Below are 22,091 nucleotides of genomic sequence, written 5' to 3' on the forward strand. Positions count from 1 at the left end.
AGATGGTTCATCGCGCGCCCCTGCGCTCAAGCTGTGCCGAGGTGACCGGGCGGCGCGACCTTCGAAGTCTCTGAATGATCTGAACAAGCCCTTCCGCTTTTCGCACGACGGCTGCTGCCACAACGCTGTCAGCAGCAGCTGTGTCACAAGAGCAGGGAAACAGATCGTTACGACCGAAGGAGAAAATTGTGAAGTTTACATCCACCCGTCTCGTCGCCTCGGACATCAAAAGCATGGTGGCCTTCTACGAGCTGGTGACAGGCTATCGCGCGGACTGGCTTGCTCCCGTCTTCGCCGAGATCGTCACACCGGGCGCAACTTTGGCAATCGGGAGCGTGGAGACGGTCGCCATCTTCAAGGAAGGCAGTGCGGAGCCCGGCGCCAATAGAACCGCCATCCTGGAGTTCATGGTGTCAGACGTTGATGCGGAATTCGCACGGCTCAAAGACCAGGTCGAGGTGGTGCATGAGCCCAAGGATCTGCCATGGGGAAATCGCACGGTCCAGTTCGCCGACCCCGAGGGCACCCGCGTCGCCCTCTATACACCCGTGACCGAGGCGGCCAGACGACGCCTGAGTGATCGTTGATGGGCCGGCGCAGTCAGCCAAGGATCGTTCCTCGCATCACCACAGTGCACTTGACTGTCGATGTCGCCTCGATGCACGTCGCCGTCATCCGCGACAGGGTCAGGCCGGCGTCACCGCGAGCGCGCATGCAGTGAATCTGCCGCCTCAACACTCCACCAGATCGGTGTGGCCGAACCCCTTGGAATAGTCGAGCAGCGAGATCACGGTGGGCGTCAGAGCGATCAGGCGAACCTCGGACGGGTTCGGCATCGACAGGCCGGCGGCCTTCTGCTCCGGATAACGCGACATCAACAGGCCGATCGCCTTCTCGATTTCGGCCGGATCGGTCAGGGTTCGCGCCCGCGCCGCCATGGAGAGGCCGGTGATTTCCATCACCTGCGCCGGGTCGTCATCGATCGCGAGCGAGACCCGATCGTCCCGGGACAGGTTTTGCGCCTTCTGGCTGTCGAGGCCACACAGGAAGTAGATGGTGAAGCCTTCGTTGGCATAGCCGACGGTCGTCACCTGCGGCCAGCCGTCCGCCCGCAAGGTCGCAATCCGCATGGTGCGGTGCTGGTCCAGCAAGGTCTGGATCTTTTGTCTGGTCAGATTGTCCATCGTGCGCCTCCTCTGCGGGTCGACCCCTTGAGAAGACTATCCAGTCGCGCGCGCGATGATGTTGATGCGCCTCAAATCTTGATGCGCCAGGTGGGGTGATGCGCCCCACCCACTCTGTCAGCGTCCCAAGGGCTCACCCTGCGGCGATCACCTCGTCGAGGAATTATTCGACCTTCACGCCCGTCTCTTCCACGATCTTTTTCCAGAACCCGGTCTCTTCGACCAGGATGCGGGAAAATTCGGCCGGGCCCTTGTTCACGACGTCGAAGCCGACCTCGGCAAGGCGCTGCTGCGCCGCCGGCTGTTGCAGGAACTCGCTGATCGCGGTGTTGATGACCGTGACCACGCTGTCCGGCGTCCCCTTCGGCGCCATGACGCCGACCCAGGTGTCACCCTGGATCTCCGGGAAGCCCTGCTCGATCATCGTCGGAACATCGGGAAGCAGTTTCGAGCGGGTCTTTCCGGTGACCGCGAGCGCGTTGAGTTGCCGCCCTGATATCATCGGTCCGGCGGATGCCATCGTGCTCCACCCGATCGGCACATGGTTGCCGACCACGGCCTGAACCGCCGGGCCCGCGCCTGGAAACGGCACGCCGACGATATCGAGCTTCTGCGTCACCCTTAATCGCTCCGCGAGAAGATGCGCCTGGGTCCCGACGCCGCCATGCGCGTAATTCTGATTGGAACGCGCTTTCAGGTAAGTGACCAGTTCCTTCGCATCCTTGACCGGGACGGAGGGATTGACGGAGACCACGTGCGTCGAGGAGACCGACAGGTTGATGGCGACGAAATCCGCGATCGGATCATATGGAATGTTGGTGAAGACCGACGCGTTGACCGCATGCGTGCTCAACGCGAACAGGATGGTGTAGCCGTCAGGCTCCGACCGCGCCGCCTGGACCGTTCCGCGGTTGCCGGTCGCACCCGCGATGTTCTCGACCACGAAGCGCTGACCAAGCTTTTCCGAAAGATACTGGCAGGCCAGGCGCGCATAGACATCGGCGGTGCCGCCGGGCGCGAACGTGACGATGGCGCGAACCGGGCGATCAGGATAGGCCTGCGCCGACGCGATCCGCGGCGCTGCCAGCAGCGCTGCAGAGCCGCCGACGAGCCCCATGAATCGCCGGCGGCCGATCATGGTCTTCTGCTGTCCAAACGACGATGTCTTGCTCATCCTGCGCTCCATTGCGTAACGCGTGCGACACGCGTTGATCTCAGTTCAACGCGGCAATCTCGTTCCGATGCCCTTGGCGCGTGCCGCTTCATAGATGAAAGCCGCAGCGGCGAGATCCGCGAGGCCCGCGCCCGAAAAGATCAATGCATTGCGCTCGTCGCGATTGCTGCGCCCGGCGATGCGACCGGACACGAGATCGGAGATATCGCCGGCGAACGGTCCGTCGTAGTTCAGGATTCCGTTTGGACCGGCGGTGCTCTGTTCGCGGTCATCGGTCATTGTGCGATCGAAGGCGGCAAGACTGTCGCGTCGCCAGCCGAAGCCGAGATCCACCGAAGAGACGAAAGTCCCCGGCTCGACCCAGTTGGCGTCGAGTTGTCGATTATCTGCCACACCATGGGGAATGGAGCTGATGACGATGTCGCAGCCTTTGATCGCCGCGCGCGGATCGGACACGGCGCGAGCTTGCAGGCCTTTCTCGCGGGCTTTGACGGCAAATGCCTCTGAAGTCTCGAGGCGGCGGCTGAAGGCAACGACATGGGTCAAGGGAAACGCCGCGGCAAACACGTCGAGATGACTTCGCGCCTGGGCGCCGCACGCAAGAAAACCGATCGTGCCCGCATCGGCGCGCGCCATGAAGCGAGCTGCGACGAGCGAGATCAGCGCCGTGCGGATCGCCGAAATCCAGACACCGTCCATGACGGCCACCGGCCGTCCGGTCTCGATCTCGTTGAGAACGATCAGCGGCATGAAGTCCGGCACACCATTGCTGTTGCCGGGGAAATAGCCGAACCATTTGAAAGCCGCATAGCCCGGGCGATCCATCACCGCGCCTTTGCCGCGGAAGATGTTGGGCCCGCCTGCGCTGATCGTGACCTTGGGATGCGACCAGACCCCACCTTCCGCGCGGCGAAGGAAGGCACGCCGGAGTGCTGCCTCCAACTCGCCGACCTGCGCATCGCATGCGACGACATCCGCCTGCGACAGGTACAGCAGTTCATCATTCGCGACATTCAGCGTCATGGCACAGCCTTCGCAGCGCTCAACCAATCTATCGCAACCGCTATCGCCGCACGCATTTGATCCATGTCCGAACCATTGCTGTATTCAGATAGAAATTCAATGCTGTCTTCTAGGCAGTCACACCCTGAAATCTCATGGAAAGCGGGCACATCTGAAGGGAATTTGAGCGCGGCGACGTTTTTTTAGCCACGCCGGTTCTGCGGCCTGGACGCGGGTGGGCCGGAGCGCGGGCGCCGGCGTCGCGAAGGCCTTCGGCTACTGGAATGTCGGCGTCGAATATCTCTGCGGCGATCTCGGGCGCATACCGCCCGCCTGACCGTCAACTACAGGTTCGGCGCCACGCCGCTCGTCGCGAAGTCTTGAGCGCCGGAGGGTGAGCAAAGGCGCACTTGCGCCGTGCCCACCATTTTTCCATGACCAGGACCACTGTGGGCACGCTTCCGCGTTGCCCGTCCTACCCATGATTGCCCGTCACCACCAATACGGCCAGCGCCATCCTTCATAGCGCACATACGACGACACCAGCGGCGGGCCGTAGGGATCGACGCGGTCGTCTTCGGGGCGATAGCGATAGCGCGGAACGACATTGTAATCCCACGGCGTCGGCCTGAGCACGGGGACGTCGACCCTGAGCCGCGGTTCGGAAGCAACCTGTGCCCTCCGCGTCCGCGCTTCGGCATCGGAGGTTGCGAGATTGCCCAGCACCAGCGCCGTTCCCAGCGCGCACGCGACAGTCATGATCTTCATGCGTTTGTCTCCTTGGCATCAGAGTGCAAAAGGTCCCGATGCAAGGCAAGTAAATTCATGCGCGCCCGAGGTCCGGCGCCATGCCAGTGCCTTAGGAACTTCCGTGGGTTCGTTCGATTATCCGGCCATGCGCATGTCCCTCATCGTTCTCATCCTCTGCAGTCTCGCGCTCGGCGCGGCTGCCTTTCTCTTCGTGCCGACAACGCAAGCCGATGCCGAGCGGACGGTGACGACCGAGCAGGCCGCGGCGGACGCCGGCGCGACCGTGCTGCCCACCGACCCCAAGCTGAGCGTCGAGCCCAAATAGCTGCGATGACCGAGGACGAGCGCTACATGCGCGAGGCGCTGCGCGTCGCGCGCGCCAAGGGCACAGATCCCTCGCTCAGCCCGATCGGCTGTGTCATCGTGCTCGACGGCAAGGTGCTGGCCGCGAGCCGCAACCAGGTCGCCGAGCATCACGATGCCGTCGCCCATGCCGAGATCGAGGCGATCAGGGCCGCCGGCGCCGGCTTCGAGAATGGCGAGATCCGCGGCGCCACGCTCTACACCACGCTACAGCCGTGCGGCATGTGCACGATGGCCTCGATCTGGTCGAAGGTTTCGCGCATCGTCTACGGCGCTGGCCGCGACGACGTCCACAAGATGTATTTCGAAGCCCGGCACATCGACACACTCGACTTCGTCAGCAAGGCCTACCGCGACGATCTCAGCATCGAAGGCGGCGTTCTGCGCGACGACTGCGCCCGCCTGTACTATCGGCCCTGGGACAAGGTGCCGGAGAGCGAGCAGGGCAACATCTAAGGCAGCAGGAGCGGCGTCCCATCGAGGTCCGCCCTTTACAGCCAGCCATTCCGCCTGAAGCGCAGATAGAGCACGCCGCAGATGCTGGCGATCGCGCCGAGCACCGCGTAGTAGCCGTATTCCCATTTCAGCTCCGGCATGTGCTCGAAATTCATGCCGTAGATGCCGGCGACCGCGGTCGGCACCGCGAGGATCGCGGCCCATGCGGCGAGCTGGCGCGCGATGTCGGTCTGCGCCGCCTGCCCGGCCATCATGTTGGCCTCGAAGACGAAGGCCAGCACCTCGCGCAAGGCATCGATGTCCTCCTCGGCCCGCTTGGCATGGTCGAGCACGTCGCGAAACAGCGGCTTCATCTCGTCGTCCATCGCGATCAGATTGGCATGGCCCAGCCGCTTGCAGACGTCGACGACGGGACCGACGGCGCGGCGCAGCCGCAACAGGTCGCGCCGCAGCCGGTACAGGCGGTCGAAATCGCGGCGCGCCAGCGATTTGTGCAGCACCTGCTCTTCCAGCGCTTCGACCTCGGCCTGGATGTTCTCGGTGACGGGCCGGTAGTTGTCGACGATGAAATCGAGCACGGCATAGAGGATGTAGTCCTCGCCCTGCGGCAGCGCCGACGGACAGGATTCGCAGCGCTCCCGGACCGCCTTGTAGGAGGTCGAGGCGCCATGGCGCACCGTGACCACATAGCCCTTGCCGACGAAGATGTGCGTCTCGCCGAAAGCGATGCGCTCGGACTCGCCTGAGGCGGCATGCTCGCCCTCGCCGGACTCGATGTGCTCGCCCTCCAGCTGCGCGGTGCGGGCCACGACGAACAGCGCATCGCCATATTGCTCGACCTTGGGCTGCTGATGCGCGTTCGAGGCGTCCTCGATCGCCAGCGGATGCAGGTCGAGCTGCGCGGCGACGCGCTGGAGCAGCTCGAGGCCGGGCTCGTGCAGGCCGATCCAGACCACGTGTCCCTGCTTCTTGGCCCACTTGCCGGCCTCCTCGATAGCGATGTCGCAGATCCTGCGTCCGCCGGCATAGACGCTGGCGGCGACGACGCCGGCCTCGGCGGCCGGTGCGCTCTGGACGGGCGCCTGGGTCTGGACCAGCGCCAACCTCTCGACCTGCCTTGGATCGACCTGCCTCTGACGGGTCCGATTTCGCGCCACCGTCACCTCCTTCGATTGGTGCATCGAAGGATCAACGGCGAGGCGACGACCGCGGTTCCGAACGGGATGGGAGGACCGCAAGGCCCGGCGCGCATATCTTGATGGGATTCCTACATCGGCCCGGGGAGCCGCGTAGCTCCCGCACTTCCGACGATGCCATCATGCACCTGTTTTGCCCGACGGGTCAAGAGATATTCGGCAATCCCGAAAACCTGAAATCCCCAGCGATTTCTACTGTGCATGGGGTTGTTTTCACGACTTTTGCCGACGTCGCCTCAATCGCCGCGCAAGCTCAGGATGTAGCTCGAGAGCGCATCGGCCTGCTGCGGCGAGATCACCAGGTTCGGCATGGTCTGGTGGCTGGTCTTCCAGAACACTTTCAGCGACAGCGCGGTGGTGCCGTTGCGGTCGGCGATGGCCTGGAAGCTCGGGGCGCGGTCGAACAGTCCGGGCATGCCGGGCTCGACGGCGTGACAGGTCTGGCACCAGGCCTGCGCGAGGCGATGGCCCTCCGCGGCCGCGCGCGAGGCTCCGGCGGCGGAGCGCGATGCGCCCGCGGCGGTGTGGACGACGCTGATGAGAAACAGCACCGACAATCCGATCAGGATGGCAAGGCCGAGATAGATTCGAACGCTGCGCGACATCATCCTGCCCTCGCCTTCGCTTCGCTGGCCTGATAAGCGTACGGCCGCGCACCCGGGCCAGGATTGATCTGCATCAAGCGATCGGCGCAACGCTCGTAGGACAAGGCGCGCAACCAGCAACGGCGCGCCATTCCGCGGAAGGATCAGCATGAACGAGAATCGATATTACGGCGTCCGCGTCGAGGGCGCCAAATACGGCGTCGGATTCGGCTCGGCGCTCGCCATCGCGATCTCCTATACCAACAACCATTCGATCCTGTGGGCCATCATCCACGGCATCCTGGGCTGGCTCTACGTGATCTTCGTCGCGCTGTTTCGATGACGCCTCGCCCCGCGTCCAGCCTGACGCGGCGCCCTCTTCCCTTGTTGACTTCCGAAAGACTGGAACTGCCATGACCGACGCTACCAAATGCCCGAAATGCAATTCGGAGCATGCCTATCAGGATCGCGATCTCTGGATCTGCCCGGAATGCGCCCATGAATGGAGCGCCGCGGGCGATGCGGCGGCGGAAGCCACGCAAGAGGCCGGCGTGCGCGATGCCCACGGCAACGTGCTCACCGACGGCGACAGCGTCATCGTGATGAAGGACCTCAAGGTCAAGGGCTCCTCCTCGGTGGTTAAGGGCGGCACCAAGGTCCGCAACATCCGCCTGCAGGACGCCACCGACGGCCACAACATCGCCTGCAAGATCGACGGCATCGGCGCGATGAACCTGAAATCGGAGTTCGTGAAGAAGGCCTGAGGCGCGCTGCGCGATCTGAACTTTTCGACGGCTCGGCCGTTCTCTGTGTCAACAGAGGATGGCGAGAATGTTTGATTTGCGGACGGTCGTGATCGCGGCGAGTTTTATCCTGGCGTCGATCGCCGTTGCGGCCGCGGACGGCGCGCAGGAACGATCCTCGCAAGCGCCGAAGACGGAAACCGCCGGCGAAGCCCGCCCCATCCGGGTCGTACTCCCGGCCCCCTGGCAAACCGCTGCCCCGGAGGCCGGGTCACCGCTGCCTTTGCGCTAGGTAAAATCCGCACAGCACCGTCACCAGGCCCGCCGCCTGCAACGCCGTCGGCGGCTCGCCGAGCAGCAGCCAGCCGGTGAGCAGCGTCAGCGCCGGCACGCAGGCCGGGAACACCGCCGCGCGGGCGACGCCGAGGCGCTGGACCGAGACCACGAACAGATAGAGCGCGGCGGGGCCTGCGAGCACGCCCTGCGCCAGCGCCTGGATGGCGTTCTCACTGAAGCCGATCTCGGCAATGCGGGCGGGGCCGCTGGTGAGCAGGTAGATCGGCAGCAGCAGCAGCGACAGTACGTTGATGACCAGCGCGGCCGAGACCGCGGAGACACGCCAGTGCCGCAGCAGCGTGCCGAAGCCGGCGAACATGAATCCGGTGATCACGAAGATCAGATCGCCCAGCACGCCGTCGGCGCCGATATGACCGATCGACTCGGCGCCGATCACGGCGAGGCCGCCGACGATGACGATGGCGCCGGCAAGGCGCGAGGGCGAGATCCTTTCCTTCAGGAACATCGCGGCGAGGAACAATCCGCCGAGCGTCGCGGACGACGGCTGGATCACGCTTCCATGACCGAGCGGCACGAACAGGAACCCGGTGTAGGAGACCAGCGACATCACGGGGCCGCCGAGCACCATCAGCACGAGGCCCCTGCCCCAGCCGATGCCGCAGAGATCGGAGATGCCGGCGCGCAGCACCAGCGGCAGGAAGACGATGCCGGACCAGACAAAGCGGTGCATCAGCAGATCGGTCGGCGTGAAGCCGACCTTGAGGCCATGCCGGGTGCCGGCAAAGCCGAGTGCCCAGAACAATGCAGCCGACAGCCCGCACACGACGCCAAGCAGCGCCGGTGCCGTATCATTCTTCTGAGTGAGAGCGTCAGCGCCGCTCGTCCGCTGATCCATGGATCAAGCGTTACGGCGGCAATGCTTCCGGCTCAACCCACGCGCCTGCAAGGCTGGCACGCAGCGGTCGGTTGAAGGTGTGCGCGGAGGGAGCGAGCAAACACTCAGAAGAATCCGGGGCTGAGATCGAGCCCATAGGTCAGGCTCAGCACGAACACGAACAGCGCGGCGCCGGCGAACAGCGCCAGATGCCTGACGATGACTTCACGCAGCGGGGTGGCTGCAACAACGACTTTGTGCGCAACGGGCATGACGGCTCCATTATGAAAATGTTTCTTGGCCGCCAATCAGCGACGCCCGCATCAAGCGCCGCGATCTGCAAAGCAACTATTAAGGAGATCACACTGGTCTTGAACCACCGTACACAATGGCGGCTCCAAGCCGATCTTTTTCAGCATCGGCTTCTCGATCCGCGCACCGGCAACAAAAAACCGCGCTCCCCGAAGGGAACGCGGCCTGATGCGGAAACGACGCCTTCTAAAAACCCGAATCCTGCGATAGGCACGATAGGTCTCCACCGTGCCCGCCGCCGGACGTTTGGGTTTAGCGGGCGGAGCCCGTGGTGACCGTCGCGGTCTTCAGCTTGCGCGGCGTCAGAACGCTGGCCTGCAGCGTCGTCATGCTGGCGGCGGGCGCCGTCACCTGCTGCTCGACACCGTTGGCACCGAGCACGCGGACCTGCAGGGGCGAAGCAGTGATGCCGTTGGCCTCATAAGCCGGCAACTCGGCGGCGAAGGTGGCAGTCGTGCCCGCGATGATGAGGGCGGCGGCTGCGATCGAAAGGATCTTCTTGTTCATTGGTGATGCTCCAAAGGAATAGCTCGGAGCAAATGTAATCCTGATTTGCTGCATTGCGACATGCATTGCTGCATCGCAACAACGCGTCCTGCGCATGGGGTAATCGTTAACTTTCACAACGAGTTGCGCAGGGAGTGTGTCCTGCCTCTCGCGCCCCAGCGGGCGAGCGTACCGCCCTACTTCAGCGCCGTCGCCAGCGCTTGCAGCTTGGCGACCAGATTGGTGCCGAGCGCATAGATCACTTCGATGATCGCAAGCGCGATCGCCGCTGCGATCAGGCCGTATTCGATCGCGGTGGCGCCGGATTCATCGGCGGCAAATTCGGCCAACAGGCATTTCAATTTCACAGTCCGTGTCCTTCCCAACTCTACCGGACGTTGCCGGCGCACGAGAAATGCCACGCTACAATCCAAGATTGAGTAAATTCGGACTCCTCAATTTGACGACAATCAGCACCGCTTTTGCAGGCCTTCCTGGCCCATGGAGCGCACGGAACTGCTGGGAACTCACGTTGCAGATGCGCAACACCTGCGCGAAAAGCCCGGTCTCGACGAATTGCGCCATTGCGCCGCCACATCGTCCCCCGAACAATCGACGTACCGCGTGCCTGGCTGTGCAAATCTGTTCCGACAACGAAGGTTCGACCGAACCTTCTGGAGGCAGGGATCATGAACGACCGGCGGTCTCTTCTGGTGGCAGTCTCGTGCCCTTCGGCCGTGATGGCCGGCTGGCTGGCACTCTCTTTGTCTGCCTACGCGCCTGTCCTCATCGAGAACAGCGGCGCCAATGCGGCCGCCGTCTCCCGCGCGAAAGACGTCAGCAGGCTCGAGCTCGCCGACGTCCCGCGCGCTGCGACGATCGAGGATGGCGTCGCGTTGACCGCCGACATCGCGGCCGCCGTCGCAGCGACGCCCGTCCAGGCAATTGCCGAGCCCGCACCGCTCGAGGCGCTCGCTCCCGCCATCAAGCTCGCCTCGGCCGATCCGGCATTGGTCTTGCCGATGGAAGCGCCGCCCGCACCGCAGATTTTGCCGGACCCTGCCCCCGTCGTCAGCGAAACGGCGCCGACGCAGCAGCCCGCGATCAAGCTCGCGTCCGCCGATCCCACCGAGATCGTGACGACTGACGCGCTGTCGGCGGCAGCGATCGCGACGGGTCCTGCGCCCGCCGCGAGCAAGGCCTCGCCGCCCGCCGACACCGTCGCCGTGCTCGACGAATGCTTCGTCATGGACGCCTGCATCGACCGCTATCTCTGGGCGCTCTATCAGCGCACCCCCAAGGAAGACTCGGTCAAGGTCGAGGAGCGCCGTGCCGTCACCGTGAAGCGCAAGGGCAAGATGGTCACGGTGATGCGCAGCTTCACCAAGCTGGTCGACGAGGATTTCGGCTGGAAGGATCCGAAGGCGGCCGAGCACGCCGGCATGTCGATGATGGATTACGTGATCGGCGGCATGGACAAGAGCTTCAAGCGCAAGCTGTTCCGCACGCTGCTCGCGGCTGAGGCCGCCGGCCTCTCGCCGGGCATCACCAGCGCGTTCCGCGACGACTATCGCCAGTCGATCGCGAGCGGTCTGAAGGCGGCCTCGGACCGTTCCTATCACGGCGGCAGCACGCGCGGCGGCTACGGCCACGGCATGGCGGCCGACATCGTCAGCACCCAGGGCAACAACCGCGCCCAACGCTGGGTTTCGACCGAAATCCTGTGGAAGTGGGTCGACGCCAACGGCAAGGCGCTCGGCATCGGCCGGCCCTATCTCGGCCGCGATCCCCCGCATGTCGGCCCCGTCGACGGTCTGGAATATATCTCCAAGCGTGGCTCCGCCGACCGCAAGGAAGCCGCCAACAGCAAGCCGAGGAAGGTGCGGGCGGTGGCTGGCGTCAGAGCACCGAAGGCGCAGGCCGCGCGCGAGCAGAAGGTTTTGGCCAAACCGCAGAAGTCGGCGCAATCGGCCGCCAAGCGCGCGACCTGAGCGGTTACGGCTGCCGCCCCGGCGTTGGCAGCGGCACCAGGCGCATCTCGGCGGTGCCGGCTTCCTGCGTGCGCACCAGCACCGCAAAGACGGTCTCGACCGCAAGCCGCACTGCCGCCTCCATCGCCCTGCCCTTGGCCAGATGCGCTGCGATCAGGCCGGTCAGCAGGTCGCCGGTGCCTGAGGGACGGATCGGCAGCCGCGGCGTCGCAAAGCGCGACAATTGCCCGTCCGCGCACAGGATCGTCTCCACCTGTCCGGCTGGTGTGTCCGCGAGCGTGCAGCCGGTGGCCACGACGTCGATGCGGCGCTGGCCCGCAAGCGCCACGCACGCCGCGCGCAAGCCTTGCGCGTCGGAGATGGTGGTGCCCGAGAGCAGCTCGAGCTCGAACTGGTTCGGTGTGATCAGATTCGCTGCCGTCAGCAGGCGGTGGCGGACCACGTCCAGAATGCCATCGGCAACATAGACGCGGCCGTCGTCGCCGATCACGGGGTCGCACACATAGACCAGCTTCGAATTGCGCGTCAGCGCCCGCTCGGCGAAATCGGCGATCGCCGCGGCGTTGCCGGGCGAGCCGAGATACCCGGTGACGAGCACCGCGGCCTCGTCGACGAGATCGCGCTCCTCCACGCCTCTCAAGAGATCGGCGACGAGCTCGGTCTCCAGCACACGTCCACGCAAGGTCGGATAGCGCGGATGGTTCGATAGCAGCGTCGTCGGCACCGCCGCGACGTTCACGCCTTCCGCTTGCATCGCATAGGCGGCGGCGCTGTTGCCGACATGGCCGTGAACGACCTGGCTTTGAATGGAGATGACGAGCATGCAGAGGTCCGTAGGATCAATCGCGATGCAAGGCAAGCGTCGCCCGGATCACAAAAAATCGTAGCCAAGCCCCGGCCGCAGCGCCTGCATCTTCCGCGCCAGCCGCCGGTGTCCGCTCTCCTCCGACTGCGCCAGACGGCCCGCCACCGCGACATGGTCCGCATCGCTCTTGTGCTGATTGAGCTTGGCCTGCCCCTCGACTTGATCCACCACGAGATCGACGACGCGGATCGCAGCCAGCATGCTCTCGCGTTTGCCCGGCTCCATCTGCGCGAGGTCCCAGGGCTGTTTCGTCAGCCGCGCCTCGGAGACCGCGAGCAGAGCATCGCCATGGCCGCGGTTGTCGTCGAGCTCGCGCAGATGGGCCACCCCGGACAGGTGCACGGCCTCGTAGAGCCAGGTCGAGACGTTGTCAGGCGACGAATACCAGTCGTTGGAGATGTAGGCATCGTCGCCGGCGACGATCAGCAGGAAGCGCCTGACGCCATCCGCGAGCGGAACGAGCGGATTCCTCGCCGTGAAATGGATCTGCACGATCGTCCGCCCGTCGCGTTGATCCAGCACGAACGGCACATGCGAGGCGCGCGGCCCGCGCTCGTCGGCCGCCACGATCATGCCGAAGCCGCGTTGCCTGGCAAACTCCAGCGCGCGCTGCTCCTCGATGCGAAACTGCGGGCGAAGGACATGCATGGCGCGACACTCGATCTGGATAAAGGACGATTCGAAGCTACCCCATCATCGGGCGAAACCCGAAGCGATATTGGGCCGCAAACGCAGATGTCAGGAATGATCTCGACGACGCGCAAGCTCCCCGAGATAGGCGCAGAACATGTCGGCAAGCGCATCGGCATGACGCACGATCTCCACCTCGCTGCGCGGCTTCTCCGAGAACCGCTTGCCGACCTCGCTCAACGTCGTCTTGATCAATTCGCTGGCGAGTTCTCGCGTCGCATCCGAGGCTTTGGGCAGCGCCTCCCGCATGAAGGCCGCAACGATGCCCTCGCCGGCCGACCGCGCGTCCTGCGCCTCCGGCGCGTCGCGATAGAGTGGCGCGGCGTCATCGAGGGCGCCACGGATCACAGCCTCCTCGCATTCGGACCGAATGAACGCATGGACAAGCGCGCGCAGCCGCTCCAGCGGCGGCTTTGCCCGGTCCGCAAGAATGTCGCGCAGCAGTTCGCTCGTGCGCCGCCACTCGTCGCTCTGGAGGCGGAACAGGATCGCGGCCTTGTTCGGAAAATATTGGTAGAGCGATCCCACGCTCACACCGGCCCGCTCGGCCACCCGCGCCGTGGTGAAACGCTGTGCGCCCTCCTTCGCCAGAACCTGAACAGCGGCATCCAAAATGGCCGCTACCAAGCCGCTGGAACGTGCCTGCTGCGGTTGTTTTCGTGAGGAAACTGAACGGCTTCGGCGGTCGGCCATGGCGCCCCTGGGCAACGCGAATAGCGAATGCGACGAATTAGTCGTATTTCGATCTCCACGCAAGCACGCGCTTTGCGGCGACCCTGGAGACACAAAATGACCACCCTAACGATCACCTTACTAGCGCCCTTGCTGGATCGCCTGTTCGACCAGGACGAAGCTGCACGCGGCGCAACGCGAGCTGCCTTTGCCGATGTGACCGACGCCGACCGCGTGCGGATGATGCGGAGCAAGACCGATTACCGCAACCTCTATGGACGGCTGAAGGACGCTCCGCTCGCGGTATCCCGCGAGACCGGCGCACTGCTTTACATGCTCGCGCGCAGCTCCCGCGCCAAAGCGATCGTCGAGTTCGGCACCTCATTTGGCATCTCGACTCTGCATCTTGCCGCAGGCTTGCGCGACAATGGCGGCGGGCGTCTCATCACCAGCGAGTTGGAGCCGTCCAAGGCGGCGCGTGCGCGGGAGAATCTCTCGGCCGGCGGGCTGCTCGATCTCGTCGAGATCCGCGAGGGCGATGCGCTGAAGACGCTCGGCGCTGATCTGCCCGATACGATCGATCTCGTGCTGCTCGACGGCGCCAAGGCGCTCTACCCGGAGATCCTGGATCTGGTCGAAAGCCATCTCACCCCGGGCGCGATCATCATCGCGGACAACGCCGACGACAGCCCCGACTATCTCGCACGCGTCCGCAAGCCCGGAAGCGGCTACATGTCCACGCCCTTCGCTGAAGACGTCGAGCTCTCCGTGCGGATCAACTAGCGCAACTCGGAACCACGCCCCTCCGAAGCCGCTGCGCTATCCATCGCGCGGCGGCTTCACGAGAGTCCCTCCTGTCGCAGGCTCGTCACGCACGCGTGATAGCAGCGTCTGGCAAAAGCCACGTTCTGAACATACCTACCGAGCGGTATCTTTCGCGCTCTTCCGGGTCCGCCATGACGTCCGCATTCAACGCCTACGCAGCGCTCGCCCTCGCCATCATCCTCGAGGTGACGGCATCCGCCTTCCTCCAGCAATCCGCCCAGTTCACCCGGCCGTGGCCGACGCTGGCCATGGTGCTGTTCTACGTCGCCTCGTTCTATGCACTGTCGGTCGCGATCCGGGTCATCCCGCTGAGCATTGCCTATGCGATCTGGGGCGGAGTCGGCATCATCCTGACCGCCACGGTCTCCTTCGTGCTGTTCCGCCAGATGCTGGACGCCGCAGCCTTCGTCGGTATCGCCCTGATCGTATCCGGGGTCGTGATCATCAACCTGTTCTCGGAGACAACGGTGCATTGATGCCGGCGAGCGCCTACACCCGCGCCAAGCAGCCCGAGCAGGTGCGACGTGCCCTGCTCGACCACGCCGCGTCGATCGCCATGGACCACGGCGTCTCCGGCGTCACGGTGCAGGCGGTCGCAGCGGCGGCCGGTGTCACCAAGGGCGGACTGTTTCATCATTTCGGCAGCAAGCAGGCGCTGATCGAGGGCCTGTTCGCCGATCTGCTCGCACGCGTCGATGCCGAGATCGACACCGCCATCGAAGCCGACCCCAGGCTGCATGGCAGCTTTACGCGCGCCTATGTCAATGCGGTGTTCACCGGCAAGGCCTTCGGCTTTGCGACGCCATGGGCAGCGCTGAGCATGGTCGTCGTCACCGATCCGTCGCTCCGGCGGCTCTGGAACGACTGGCTGAAGGCACGCCTGAAGCGGCACCGCGCAACCGACGGCACGCCCGATCTGCGGATCGTCCGCCTCGCCGCCGACGGCGCCTGGCTGTCCTATGTCACGACGGGGCAGATCCGCATGAGCGCGGATTTCCGCGCCGTGCACGACCGGCTGATCTCGCAGACCCGTCCCCTCGCGCGGTCACGCCGCCGATAGCTGGTCGAATTCGGCGGGCGCGTAGGCCTTGCCATCCTGGTCGGTGATGACCACCCGCCATCCCTCGCTCGCCCACACCTTCGCCTTCGCCACGATCAGCAACCGGCTCTCGCGGTCGAAACTGCACTTCTCATTGTCGCGTTCTGCGACCATCTTGTAGGCCAATTCGCGTCCCCTGGCGTTGCCCTGCACCCGTTCCCCTCGTGGCAGCGGGAGTTGGCGGCAATTCGCCCGGAGCATGGCAATTTGGTGCCATCCGCGGCAGCATTGTGCTTTGGTTCCAACCGAGCGCCGGAGGTAGATCGTGCGACCCATCCTGAATTCGATTCTGCTTGTCGCGGGCTTGCCTGGCGTGGCCTTGATGGGCCCCGGGCCGGCAGCAGCGCAAACCTACGATCCGCGCTATCCAGTCTGCATGGAGGTTTACAGCATCGACGGCAGCAGCATCGATTGCAGCTTCACGTCGATCGCGCAATGCGCCGCGACCGCCTCCGGGCAATCCGCGCAGTGCTACGCCAATCCCTATGCCGTGCAGGGCCGCCAACCGGGCCTGGGTCCATCGCCGCCGCGACGGAACCGCTAGCGGCCGTGATCCGCTCAGTGTACGCGAATGACGTGCGGGCGGCCGAGATCAATCAGTCCCTGCACCGCCGAGAGGCGATCGTCCAGGGCTGCGATGGTGAGCAGCAGATTGTTGCGGCGCTCGTCGAGCACGCCCATCTCGGCACCGGAGAGCTTCATGCTCACACGCTGCTTGTGAATGTCATCGAGGGATTTGCGCAACCCGTCGATCAGGCTAGTCAGTTGCTTGGCCTCTTTGGTCATCGACCGCTTCGCGACACTCTGGCGACGCGTCTCCGCCTGGCTCTGTCTCATCGTCATCCTCCCGTTGCCCCGCTGCCCCGAGTGGATGCTTACAGCTTTCGATACAGATATTACGATCGATGAAATCCGCCCGTGACGATCTATCTTAAATTGTAATCGCCTCAGCGTGCAGGCAGCATGATCCCATCGAAATATGCGGCGAGCCCGGCAAAGTCGTCGAGCGGCAGCACGTGTCCCACATACTGATCCGGCCGCACGACGATCATGCATCCGGCCTTGCGATCGATCCCGCGCATGGCGAAAACGTCATGGCCGCTCTTGAGGTCGGGACAGAACATCTTCTCGTAGTCGAGCAAACCATAGCGGCCCTTGCGGGGGAGCAGCAGTGCGGGCATTGCCTCGACGGCGAGCTCGCGATGTTCCTGCTGGAAGACAGCGCGCAGGTCGATCACGCTGTCGATGTCTGCGTCCGCAGGCGTGTAGCGCCTCACGGGCGATTCCCGGGCTTCGCTCAGGAAACTGCACAAGGCGCGAATGGCCGAGCCGGCAGCCGCAGGATCTTCCGCGGGCGAAAACGCGTAAACCCGGAAGCGACCGTCCGCCTGCCCCGCATGGCCGAGATGGACCGGCTTGGCGTCGCCCAGCCGAATGACCGGCGCGGAATGGAAGCGCTTTCCGATCACGAATCCTTCGGCAAGATGCTGATGGGTCGCAGCGCCGGTGAGGACCGACGGCCGGTAATGCGTCGCCGTGCCCGCGGTGTAGCGGCCGTGCCTGACAAAATAGTCCTGCGTCTTGGCAGCATCAGCGCCGCCCGCTTTCGCTGCGGACGCCAAAATCCCCGCCCATTCGCGGTCGAAATCGATCAGCTCTTTCGCAACCGCCTGACGCTCTGCCGAATAGGAATGCAAGATGCTCGGCGCGCACTGCTTGCGCAGCACGGCGGCGAGCTTCCAGCCGAGGTTGAAAGCATCCTGCATCGAGACGTTCATGCCCTGCCCCGCCTTCGGGCTGTGGGTGTGGCAGGCATCGCCGGCGATGAAGATGCGCGGCAGACGCGTGGCGATCTCGGCCTCCGGCACGTCGTCGAACTTGTCGGTCAGGCGCTGGCCGATCTCGTAGACCGACCACCACGCAATCTCCTTCACGTCAAGCGTATGGGGCTTCAGGATCCGCCGCGCCTTCGCAATCACGTCGTCTGCCGTGATGTTGCGGTTGGCAACGCGCTCGCCGACGTCGAGTTTTGCAAGCTCGACATACAGGCGGACCATGTAGCCGCCTTCGCGGGGAATGATGAGCAGGCTGCCGTCCTTCGCCGACTGGATCAACGATTTGAACCGGATGTCCGGAAAATCGGTCACCGCCAGCACGTCCATCACACCCCAGGCATGGTTGGCGGAATCGCCGTGCAGCTCGCGGCCGATTGATTTTCGCACGATGCTGCGCGCACCGTCGCAGCCGACCACATAGCGCGCCTTGATGGTTTCGAGCCTGCCCTCCCTTCCGGCATCGACGCGCTCGAGACGGACGGTCACGGCGTGATCGGCGGGATCTGCAGCCGGATCAGCCTGCACGTCCAGCAGGCGGCGGCTATAATAAGGCTCGAGCTTTGCTGGCGCTTTGCGCATGACGTCGAGAAAGCCGTCATGGATTCGCGCCTGGTTGAGAATCACGTGCGGGAATTCGGACAGCCCGTCCTCGACGTCCTGCACCCGTCCGCTGCGGACGATCGTCTCCGGCGCCCGCTCGTCGGGCTTCCAGAACGTCGTCTCGTTGACCCAATAGGCCTCCTTCAGCACGCGCTCGCTGAAGCCGTAGGCGTGGAACATCTCCATGGTGCGGCAGGCAACGCCATCGGCCTGCCCGACCAGCAGGCGGTCCGGCTTCTGCTCGACGATGCAGGTCTTGATGTCGGGGAACTGCGCAAGCTGGGCGGCAAGCGTCAGGCCCGCGGGGCCACAGCCGACGATGAGGACATCGACCTCTTCGGGCACCGCGCCCGCTGCGCCGGACGCCCGAATGCGGTCAGCGGGATCGGCGATCTCGGGATCGCCCGGCCGAAATCCATTGAGATGGAATTGCATGCGCACCTCTCCCGTCGACGTCTTCTTCGATATTGCTCAGTATGCTGATTATCAGTATACCTGTCAATAATGGCACGCCTCTCTGCCCCGAGGAGAATTCGGTGAAAGACAACAACGACATGCCCGGGCATCTCGCGCGCCGATTCCAGCAGATCGCGGTCGCGGTGTTTCTGGCCGAGGTCGGCGAAGCCGGCTTCGACCTGACGCCGGTGCAATACGCGGCACTCGCGACTATCAAGGCCAATCCGGCGCTCGACCAGGTCACGCTCGCGGGACTGATCGCCTACGACCGCACCACCATCACCGGCGTGATCGATCGCCTCGTGCAGAAGGGCCTCATTGACCGCCGCGCCTCGAGCCGCGACCGCCGCGCGCGCGAGCTCGAGATTACCGATGAAGGCAAGCGCACGCTGCGCAAGATCACGCCGGCGGTGGAATCCGCCCAGCGCATCATGTTGCGTGGCCTCAGTGCGAAAGAAGGCGATGAACTGATGCGGTTGTTGCGCAAGGCCATTGCCGCCGGCAACGAGCTCAGCCGCGCGCCCCTGCGCGAGGCGCAGGCATAGGCGGTACTCCTGTCCGCAAATGTCGCAGTGCCATGAAACCCGGAGCTAACTTTCGGCTGCTACGGTCTGCCCCATTCGGCGCTTAACGCGCGATTAACTTTGCCGTTCGGGAGCTTTCCGATGTTCAGGTGTTTCATTGCGGCAGCAGCCATTGCGCTTTCGGCCGGCCAGGCGCTCGCAAACAGCGGCCATGGCGGCGGCGGTGGTTCCCCTCCGCCTACCCCGAAGGCCGAATCGCCGCCCGTACCGGCAAAGGTGATCCTGACCAAGCAGGGCCCCAAGCTCGTCGATCTCAAGGGCATGACGCTGTACCATTACGAGCGCGACACCACCGGCAAAACGTCCACCTGCAACGACAAGTGCACTGAAAGCTGGGTACCGCTTCCCGCGCCGGCTGACGCCAAGGCTGTCGGCGACTTCACCGTGATCAACCGCGACGACGGCAGCAAGATGTGGGCATACCGCTATCGCCCGCTCTACACCTCGCCCGCCGACAAGGCACCGGGCGACGTCAACGGTATCGCCACGACGCTGCAATGGCGCATCGCGCGGCCCCTGGAGTAGCGCGCGAAGCGGTTAGCCGCGCCAGCTGGTGCCGGTTTCGACCCGAGCGTTCTGCCCGGGGGGCAACACCACCACCATGGAGTTGAGCTTCACCCGGTCGTAGAGATCGATCACGTCCTCGTTGCGCATGCGGATGCAGCCGGACGAGATCGCCTGCCCGATATATTCGGGCTGGTTGGTGCCGTGGATCCGGTAGAGCGTGTCCTTGTTGCCGGAATAGAGATAGATGCCCCGCGCGCCCAGCGGATTGGCCGGGCCACCGGCAACGCGCGCTGGATACGGCCCGAGCCGCGCCTGGATGTCCGCGGTCGGAACCCAGTCCGGCCATTCCGCCAGGCGGCCGACGCGCGCGACGCCCGAGAAGGCCATCGCCTCCTCGCCGACCGCAACGCCGTAGCGGATCGCCTTGCCGTCCGGCAGCACGAAATACAGATAGCGCGCGTCGGTATCGACCAGGATCGTGCCTGGCTGCTCCTTGCGCGGATAATCGACGACGTGCCGGAGAAACTGCTCGGGCACATCGGCCTTCGCGTAAGGCGCGTGCGCCAGCAACTGACGATCGCGGGCCGTCATGCTCGCATCCGTCGATGGCGAAAGAGTCGTCTGCATGCAGCCGCCGAGCGGCAACAAGGCAACGATGAATAAGGCGAATAAAGATCTTGGCACCGCCGGCCCCCGATAGCGAATGGCAGCGCCCCCAGCGTCGCCAGATAGTGCCAAAATCGTGCTGAAAACAAGGCTATCCGGAACACGTCCGCGTGTGCGGGAAGAGTTCCATCACCACAAACGGCGGACAAGCGTCGCACAGTCTCCATCCCCTCGCCTTGCTTTGGTCAAACCCGACTGGACTCGTGCTCCCTGGGCTTGGGATGGGGCACGTCAACAGATCGGCTCGCGCCAATGCGGACGACCAAAGTGCAAGGAGCTGCGATGCTCGCGACGCTGAACAGCAGTCAAATCGTCGATGCGATCGTGAAGGATGCGGTCAGGGACAACGACCCGCACGACGCCGTGCAGATTTCGCCCGACATCGTGCGGGCCTCGCGTCCCGTCAGCGTTGCTCCGTCGCTGGCGCCGGAGATCGTGAGCCGTCCGGAGCCGACATTCACACCGGAACCAAAAATCAATCCGGAGCCGAAGTTCAGTCCCGCGGCCGAGCCGCAGGCGGCCGTTCCCTCCGTCGACACCGCCGTGCGCGTCGCGGCGAGCGATGGTCTCGGCCCGCGCAAACGATCCGCCGCGAGCAAATGGCTGCGCGGCGCGTTCCTCACGTTTCTGTTTGCGGGCGGCAGCGCGGCCGCCACCATCGCCTGGGAGAAACACGGCGACACCGTCAAGCCGATGCTTGCGCAATGGACGCCGACCCTGGCAGCGCTGCTGCCTGCGACATCGCAGACCGCGCCGGTCGCCGCAGCGCAAGCCGCCGCGACCGATCAAACCGGCGATCAATCTACGGCGGCCGCACCCGCAGCTCAAATTGCAGCAGCCGCGCCCGCGGCGACGCAGCCCGATCCAACGCAGTCTGTGCAATCGATGACGCGCGATATCGGCTTGATGGCGCAGCAGATCGAAGCGCTCAAGGCCAGCATCGCCGAGTTGAAGGCCGGACAGGAGCAGATGGCACGCGAGATGGCGAAGCCACCTGCACCGAAGCCCGTGACCGAGGCGAGGCCGCCGATCGATCCGCGTGCGCGCGTGTCTGCGCTCCCGCCGCGAGCTCCGGCCCCGACACCGCCCCCGGTTCGCAAGCCGAAGCCGGTCGTGTCGCACACTTACGCGCCCGCACCGCTCGCGCCTCCCCCGCCGTCGCAGGCAGCTGCGGCCGCGCCGCCGGCCGCCCCCGTCGCCACGACGCAAGCCGTCGCAGATGACGACGGCCCTGTGGTGCGGCCGCCGATGCCGCTGCGCTAGAGCAACGACAGAACAGCGCTGGCGCCAGTCGCGCACGCTGTCCGAGTCGATGTGACGCGTTGAATCCGGGTTACTACGGGACGCGATGCTTCGATCGTCTTCGCAAGAGAAAAGGCCGTCGGGATCTATGCCGGCGGCCTTCTCTTGCAGCTGCCGGTTCCCGGAGCCCGGTTCTGCTGCAATTCCATGCCTAATGATCGCGCCGACATGTTTAATAAAATCTTAATGCACATGCGCACTGCACATCATTTCTGCGCCATAAGCACAGAGATTGCGCGGTCCGTTCACCCGATAGACATCGACTCAGTGGTACGATCCAGCATGTTTTGAAGCCTTCCATTGAAGGCTGCTTTTTCAGATCTGGTCGTCACACCGGAGAATTCGGATGCCTTACTATTCCTTCGATCTCGTGGTCGGTGAAGAGTTCAAGAACCAGGGCGAAATCATCCTCGAAGACATCGAGGTCGCCTCCGATCGCGCCGTTCAATTGGCCAATGAGCTGTCGCAGGTGAAGCCGGAGCTGCAGCAGAAGGGCTGCGCGGTACGCGTCACCGATCGCGATCACAACGAGGTCTATCGCACGCCGCTCGATCCCGTGCCGGCCTGGCGGCGCTGAG

General features: G+C 64.6%; 31 protein-coding genes. 14 read left to right on the top strand and 17 right to left on the bottom strand.

The window, feature by feature from the left end:
• Window positions 1-188 precede the first annotated feature (188 nt).
• Window positions 189-587: a VOC family protein gene (locus tag FNV92_RS20055; RefSeq protein WP_143844870.1), complete on the top strand. Its 399-nt coding sequence runs from the start codon at window positions 189-191 to the stop codon at window positions 585-587.
• A 144-nt stretch (window positions 588-731) separates the two neighbouring features.
• On the opposite strand, the gene FNV92_RS20060 is transcribed toward FNV92_RS20055, so the two are convergent.
• The 4 genes from FNV92_RS20060 to FNV92_RS20075 form a co-directional block, all read right to left on the bottom strand.
• Complete coding sequence (locus FNV92_RS20060) at window positions 732-1,184, bottom strand: pyridoxamine 5'-phosphate oxidase family protein (protein WP_143844869.1); 453 nt, start codon at window positions 1,182-1,184, stop codon at window positions 732-734.
• 163 nt (window positions 1,185-1,347) lie between these two features.
• On the bottom strand, window positions 1,348-2,358 hold the full coding sequence (locus tag FNV92_RS20065; protein WP_143844868.1) for a Bug family tripartite tricarboxylate transporter substrate binding protein: 1,011 nt from the start codon (window positions 2,356-2,358) through the stop codon (window positions 1,348-1,350).
• Window positions 2,359-2,403: 45 nt separating this feature from the next.
• On the bottom strand, window positions 2,404-3,381 hold the full coding sequence (locus FNV92_RS20070; RefSeq protein ID WP_143844867.1) for an ornithine cyclodeaminase family protein: 978 nt from the start codon (window positions 3,379-3,381) through the stop codon (window positions 2,404-2,406).
• A 471-nt stretch (window positions 3,382-3,852) separates the two neighbouring features.
• On the bottom strand, window positions 3,853-4,128 hold the full coding sequence (locus FNV92_RS20075) for a hypothetical protein (protein WP_143844866.1): 276 nt from the start codon (window positions 4,126-4,128) through the stop codon (window positions 3,853-3,855).
• A 103-nt stretch (window positions 4,129-4,231) separates the two neighbouring features.
• On the opposite strand from FNV92_RS20075, the gene FNV92_RS20080 reads away from it, so the two are divergent.
• Window positions 4,232-4,435 (top strand): hypothetical protein, encoded by a 204-nt coding sequence (locus tag FNV92_RS20080; protein ID WP_143844865.1) that lies wholly within the window; start codon window positions 4,232-4,234, stop codon window positions 4,433-4,435.
• A gap of 5 nt (window positions 4,436-4,440) precedes the next feature.
• Window positions 4,441-4,929, top strand: coding sequence for a nucleoside deaminase (locus tag FNV92_RS20085; protein WP_143844864.1), 489 nt, complete (start codon window positions 4,441-4,443; stop codon window positions 4,927-4,929).
• A 35-nt stretch (window positions 4,930-4,964) separates the two neighbouring features.
• Here FNV92_RS20085 and FNV92_RS20090 read toward each other — a convergent pair whose 3' ends face one another.
• Together FNV92_RS20090 and FNV92_RS20095 are read right to left on the bottom strand one after the other, a co-directional pair.
• The gene (locus FNV92_RS20090) at window positions 4,965-6,026 is read right to left on the bottom strand and encodes a magnesium and cobalt transport protein CorA (RefSeq protein WP_143846262.1); all 1,062 of its coding nucleotides are present in this window, start codon (window positions 6,024-6,026) and stop codon (window positions 4,965-4,967) included.
• A gap of 335 nt (window positions 6,027-6,361) precedes the next feature.
• Window positions 6,362-6,733, bottom strand: a complete 372-nt coding sequence (locus FNV92_RS20095) for a c-type cytochrome (protein WP_143844863.1) — start codon at window positions 6,731-6,733, stop codon at window positions 6,362-6,364.
• Between the two features lie 145 nt (window positions 6,734-6,878).
• On the opposite strand from FNV92_RS20095, the gene FNV92_RS20100 reads away from it, so the two are divergent.
• Window positions 6,879-7,052, top strand: a complete 174-nt coding sequence (locus tag FNV92_RS20100; protein ID WP_015686504.1) for a hypothetical protein — start codon at window positions 6,879-6,881, stop codon at window positions 7,050-7,052.
• Window positions 7,053-7,122: 70 nt separating this feature from the next.
• Complete coding sequence (locus FNV92_RS20105) at window positions 7,123-7,473, top strand: zinc ribbon domain-containing protein YjdM (protein WP_015686505.1); 351 nt, start codon at window positions 7,123-7,125, stop codon at window positions 7,471-7,473.
• A 250-nt stretch (window positions 7,474-7,723) separates the two neighbouring features.
• On the opposite strand, the gene FNV92_RS20110 is transcribed toward FNV92_RS20105, so the two are convergent.
• The 4 genes from FNV92_RS20110 to FNV92_RS20125 all read right to left on the bottom strand — a co-directional run bounded on the left by FNV92_RS20110 (window position 7,724) and on the right by FNV92_RS20125 (window position 9,783).
• The gene (locus tag FNV92_RS20110; RefSeq protein ID WP_143844862.1) at window positions 7,724-8,644 is read right to left on the bottom strand and encodes a DMT family transporter; all 921 of its coding nucleotides are present in this window, start codon (window positions 8,642-8,644) and stop codon (window positions 7,724-7,726) included.
• 104 nt (window positions 8,645-8,748) lie between these two features.
• Entirely contained in the window at window positions 8,749-8,895 is a 147-nt protein-coding gene (locus FNV92_RS20115) for a hypothetical protein (protein WP_015686508.1), read from the bottom strand.
• A 292-nt stretch (window positions 8,896-9,187) separates the two neighbouring features.
• Window positions 9,188-9,442 carry a hypothetical protein gene (locus FNV92_RS20120; RefSeq protein WP_143844861.1) on the bottom strand — a complete coding sequence of 85 codons (255 nt, stop codon included), beginning with the start codon at window positions 9,440-9,442 and terminating at the stop codon, window positions 9,188-9,190.
• Between the two features lie 176 nt (window positions 9,443-9,618).
• Window positions 9,619-9,783, bottom strand: a complete 165-nt coding sequence (locus tag FNV92_RS20125; protein WP_041748933.1) for a Flp family type IVb pilin — start codon at window positions 9,781-9,783, stop codon at window positions 9,619-9,621.
• A 327-nt stretch (window positions 9,784-10,110) separates the two neighbouring features.
• Here FNV92_RS20125 and FNV92_RS20130 point away from each other — a divergent pair, with 327 nt between their 5' ends.
• Window positions 10,111-11,412 (top strand): hypothetical protein, encoded by a 1,302-nt coding sequence (locus tag FNV92_RS20130; RefSeq protein ID WP_143844860.1) that lies wholly within the window; start codon window positions 10,111-10,113, stop codon window positions 11,410-11,412.
• A gap of 4 nt (window positions 11,413-11,416) precedes the next feature.
• Here FNV92_RS20130 and pdxY read toward each other — a convergent pair whose 3' ends face one another.
• From pdxY to FNV92_RS20145, 3 genes are all read right to left on the bottom strand, one after another.
• Complete coding sequence (gene pdxY, locus FNV92_RS20135; RefSeq protein ID WP_143844859.1) at window positions 11,417-12,235, bottom strand: pyridoxal kinase; 819 nt, start codon at window positions 12,233-12,235, stop codon at window positions 11,417-11,419.
• Window positions 12,236-12,283: 48 nt separating this feature from the next.
• Entirely contained in the window at window positions 12,284-12,925 is a 642-nt protein-coding gene (locus FNV92_RS20140; RefSeq protein ID WP_143844858.1) for an FMN-binding negative transcriptional regulator, read from the bottom strand.
• A gap of 90 nt (window positions 12,926-13,015) precedes the next feature.
• Window positions 13,016-13,660, bottom strand: coding sequence for a TetR/AcrR family transcriptional regulator (locus FNV92_RS20145; protein ID WP_143844857.1), 645 nt, complete (start codon window positions 13,658-13,660; stop codon window positions 13,016-13,018).
• 96 nt (window positions 13,661-13,756) lie between these two features.
• Between FNV92_RS20145 and FNV92_RS20150 the strand changes: the two genes are divergently transcribed.
• The 3 genes from FNV92_RS20150 to FNV92_RS20160 all read left to right on the top strand — a co-directional run bounded on the left by FNV92_RS20150 (window position 13,757) and on the right by FNV92_RS20160 (window position 15,524).
• Complete coding sequence (locus FNV92_RS20150; protein ID WP_143844856.1) at window positions 13,757-14,422, top strand: O-methyltransferase; 666 nt, start codon at window positions 13,757-13,759, stop codon at window positions 14,420-14,422.
• Between the two features lie 173 nt (window positions 14,423-14,595).
• Window positions 14,596-14,940: a DMT family transporter gene (locus tag FNV92_RS20155; protein ID WP_015686516.1), complete on the top strand. Its 345-nt coding sequence runs from the start codon at window positions 14,596-14,598 to the stop codon at window positions 14,938-14,940.
• Complete coding sequence (locus FNV92_RS20160) at window positions 14,940-15,524, top strand: TetR/AcrR family transcriptional regulator (protein ID WP_143844855.1); 585 nt, start codon at window positions 14,940-14,942, stop codon at window positions 15,522-15,524. Before FNV92_RS20155 ends, FNV92_RS20160 begins: the two co-directional genes overlap by 1 nt.
• On the opposite strand, the gene FNV92_RS20165 is transcribed toward FNV92_RS20160, so the two are convergent.
• The gene (locus FNV92_RS20165; RefSeq protein WP_015686518.1) at window positions 15,510-15,716 is read right to left on the bottom strand and encodes a hypothetical protein; all 207 of its coding nucleotides are present in this window, start codon (window positions 15,714-15,716) and stop codon (window positions 15,510-15,512) included. The genes FNV92_RS20160 and FNV92_RS20165 overlap by 15 nt on opposite strands.
• Before the next feature lie 112 nt (window positions 15,717-15,828).
• Between FNV92_RS20165 and FNV92_RS20170 the strand changes: the two genes are divergently transcribed.
• Window positions 15,829-16,107 carry a DUF3551 domain-containing protein gene (locus FNV92_RS20170; RefSeq protein WP_143844854.1) on the top strand — a complete coding sequence of 93 codons (279 nt, stop codon included), beginning with the start codon at window positions 15,829-15,831 and terminating at the stop codon, window positions 16,105-16,107.
• Window positions 16,108-16,121: 14 nt separating this feature from the next.
• On the opposite strand, the gene FNV92_RS20175 is transcribed toward FNV92_RS20170, so the two are convergent.
• Both FNV92_RS20175 and FNV92_RS20180 read right to left on the bottom strand, forming a co-directional pair.
• The gene (locus tag FNV92_RS20175) at window positions 16,122-16,400 is read right to left on the bottom strand and encodes a hypothetical protein (protein WP_015686520.1); all 279 of its coding nucleotides are present in this window, start codon (window positions 16,398-16,400) and stop codon (window positions 16,122-16,124) included.
• Between the two features lie 110 nt (window positions 16,401-16,510).
• Window positions 16,511-18,433 (bottom strand): FAD-binding monooxygenase, encoded by a 1,923-nt coding sequence (locus FNV92_RS20180; protein ID WP_168213629.1) that lies wholly within the window; start codon window positions 18,431-18,433, stop codon window positions 16,511-16,513.
• 101 nt (window positions 18,434-18,534) lie between these two features.
• Here FNV92_RS20180 and FNV92_RS20185 point away from each other — a divergent pair, with 101 nt between their 5' ends.
• Window positions 18,535-18,999, top strand: a complete 465-nt coding sequence (locus tag FNV92_RS20185; protein WP_143844852.1) for a MarR family winged helix-turn-helix transcriptional regulator — start codon at window positions 18,535-18,537, stop codon at window positions 18,997-18,999.
• A gap of 120 nt (window positions 19,000-19,119) precedes the next feature.
• Complete coding sequence (locus tag FNV92_RS20190) at window positions 19,120-19,563, top strand: COG4315 family predicted lipoprotein (protein WP_143844851.1); 444 nt, start codon at window positions 19,120-19,122, stop codon at window positions 19,561-19,563.
• A 12-nt stretch (window positions 19,564-19,575) separates the two neighbouring features.
• Here FNV92_RS20190 and FNV92_RS20195 read toward each other — a convergent pair whose 3' ends face one another.
• Complete coding sequence (locus tag FNV92_RS20195) at window positions 19,576-20,172, bottom strand: L,D-transpeptidase (RefSeq protein WP_168213628.1); 597 nt, start codon at window positions 20,170-20,172, stop codon at window positions 19,576-19,578.
• A gap of 321 nt (window positions 20,173-20,493) precedes the next feature.
• Between FNV92_RS20195 and FNV92_RS20200 the strand changes: the two genes are divergently transcribed.
• Window positions 20,494-21,474 (top strand): hypothetical protein, encoded by a 981-nt coding sequence (locus FNV92_RS20200; protein ID WP_143844849.1) that lies wholly within the window; start codon window positions 20,494-20,496, stop codon window positions 21,472-21,474.
• A 385-nt stretch (window positions 21,475-21,859) separates the two neighbouring features.
• Window positions 21,860-22,090, top strand: coding sequence for a DUF6894 family protein (locus FNV92_RS20205; protein ID WP_015686526.1), 231 nt, complete (start codon window positions 21,860-21,862; stop codon window positions 22,088-22,090).
• Window position 22,091: the final 1 nt, after the last annotated feature.

Origin of the sequence: Bradyrhizobium cosmicum (assembly GCF_007290395.2) — a bacterium.
In the GTDB taxonomy this organism is placed as follows: Bacteria; Pseudomonadota; Alphaproteobacteria; order Rhizobiales; family Xanthobacteraceae; genus Bradyrhizobium; species Bradyrhizobium cosmicum.

Coding starts and splice junctions, on each gene's coding strand:
- FNV92_RS20205 (WP_015686526.1), top strand. CDS start 21,860: ATGCCTTACTATTCCTTCGATCTCGTGGTCGGTGAAGAGTTCAAGAAC.
- FNV92_RS20110 (WP_143844862.1), bottom strand. CDS start 8,644: ATGGATCAGCGGACGAGCGGCGCTGACGCTCTCACTCAGAAGAATGAT.
- FNV92_RS20190 (WP_143844851.1), top strand. CDS start 19,120: ATGTTCAGGTGTTTCATTGCGGCAGCAGCCATTGCGCTTTCGGCCGGC.
- pdxY (WP_143844859.1), bottom strand. CDS start 12,235: ATGCTCGTCATCTCCATTCAAAGCCAGGTCGTTCACGGCCATGTCGGC.
- FNV92_RS20200 (WP_143844849.1), top strand. CDS start 20,494: ATGCTCGCGACGCTGAACAGCAGTCAAATCGTCGATGCGATCGTGAAG.
- FNV92_RS20160 (WP_143844855.1), top strand. CDS start 14,940: ATGCCGGCGAGCGCCTACACCCGCGCCAAGCAGCCCGAGCAGGTGCGA.
- FNV92_RS20175 (WP_015686520.1), bottom strand. CDS start 16,400: ATGAGACAGAGCCAGGCGGAGACGCGTCGCCAGAGTGTCGCGAAGCGG.
- FNV92_RS20195 (WP_168213628.1), bottom strand. CDS start 20,172: ATGCAGACGACTCTTTCGCCATCGACGGATGCGAGCATGACGGCCCGC.
- FNV92_RS20105 (WP_015686505.1), top strand. CDS start 7,123: ATGACCGACGCTACCAAATGCCCGAAATGCAATTCGGAGCATGCCTAT.
- FNV92_RS20140 (WP_143844858.1), bottom strand. CDS start 12,925: ATGCATGTCCTTCGCCCGCAGTTTCGCATCGAGGAGCAGCGCGCGCTG.
- FNV92_RS20065 (WP_143844868.1), bottom strand. CDS start 2,358: ATGAGCAAGACATCGTCGTTTGGACAGCAGAAGACCATGATCGGCCGC.
- FNV92_RS20120 (WP_143844861.1), bottom strand. CDS start 9,442: ATGAACAAGAAGATCCTTTCGATCGCAGCCGCCGCCCTCATCATCGCG.
- FNV92_RS20180 (WP_168213629.1), bottom strand. CDS start 18,433: ATGCAATTCCATCTCAATGGATTTCGGCCGGGCGATCCCGAGATCGCC.
- FNV92_RS20130 (WP_143844860.1), top strand. CDS start 10,111: ATGAACGACCGGCGGTCTCTTCTGGTGGCAGTCTCGTGCCCTTCGGCC.
- FNV92_RS20085 (WP_143844864.1), top strand. CDS start 4,441: ATGACCGAGGACGAGCGCTACATGCGCGAGGCGCTGCGCGTCGCGCGC.
- FNV92_RS20060 (WP_143844869.1), bottom strand. CDS start 1,184: ATGGACAATCTGACCAGACAAAAGATCCAGACCTTGCTGGACCAGCAC.
- FNV92_RS20150 (WP_143844856.1), top strand. CDS start 13,757: ATGACCACCCTAACGATCACCTTACTAGCGCCCTTGCTGGATCGCCTG.
- FNV92_RS20070 (WP_143844867.1), bottom strand. CDS start 3,381: ATGACGCTGAATGTCGCGAATGATGAACTGCTGTACCTGTCGCAGGCG.
- FNV92_RS20075 (WP_143844866.1), bottom strand. CDS start 4,128: ATGAAGATCATGACTGTCGCGTGCGCGCTGGGAACGGCGCTGGTGCTG.
- FNV92_RS20095 (WP_143844863.1), bottom strand. CDS start 6,733: ATGATGTCGCGCAGCGTTCGAATCTATCTCGGCCTTGCCATCCTGATC.
- FNV92_RS20155 (WP_015686516.1), top strand. CDS start 14,596: ATGACGTCCGCATTCAACGCCTACGCAGCGCTCGCCCTCGCCATCATC.
- FNV92_RS20145 (WP_143844857.1), bottom strand. CDS start 13,660: ATGGCCGACCGCCGAAGCCGTTCAGTTTCCTCACGAAAACAACCGCAG.
- FNV92_RS20100 (WP_015686504.1), top strand. CDS start 6,879: ATGAACGAGAATCGATATTACGGCGTCCGCGTCGAGGGCGCCAAATAC.
- FNV92_RS20115 (WP_015686508.1), bottom strand. CDS start 8,895: ATGCCCGTTGCGCACAAAGTCGTTGTTGCAGCCACCCCGCTGCGTGAA.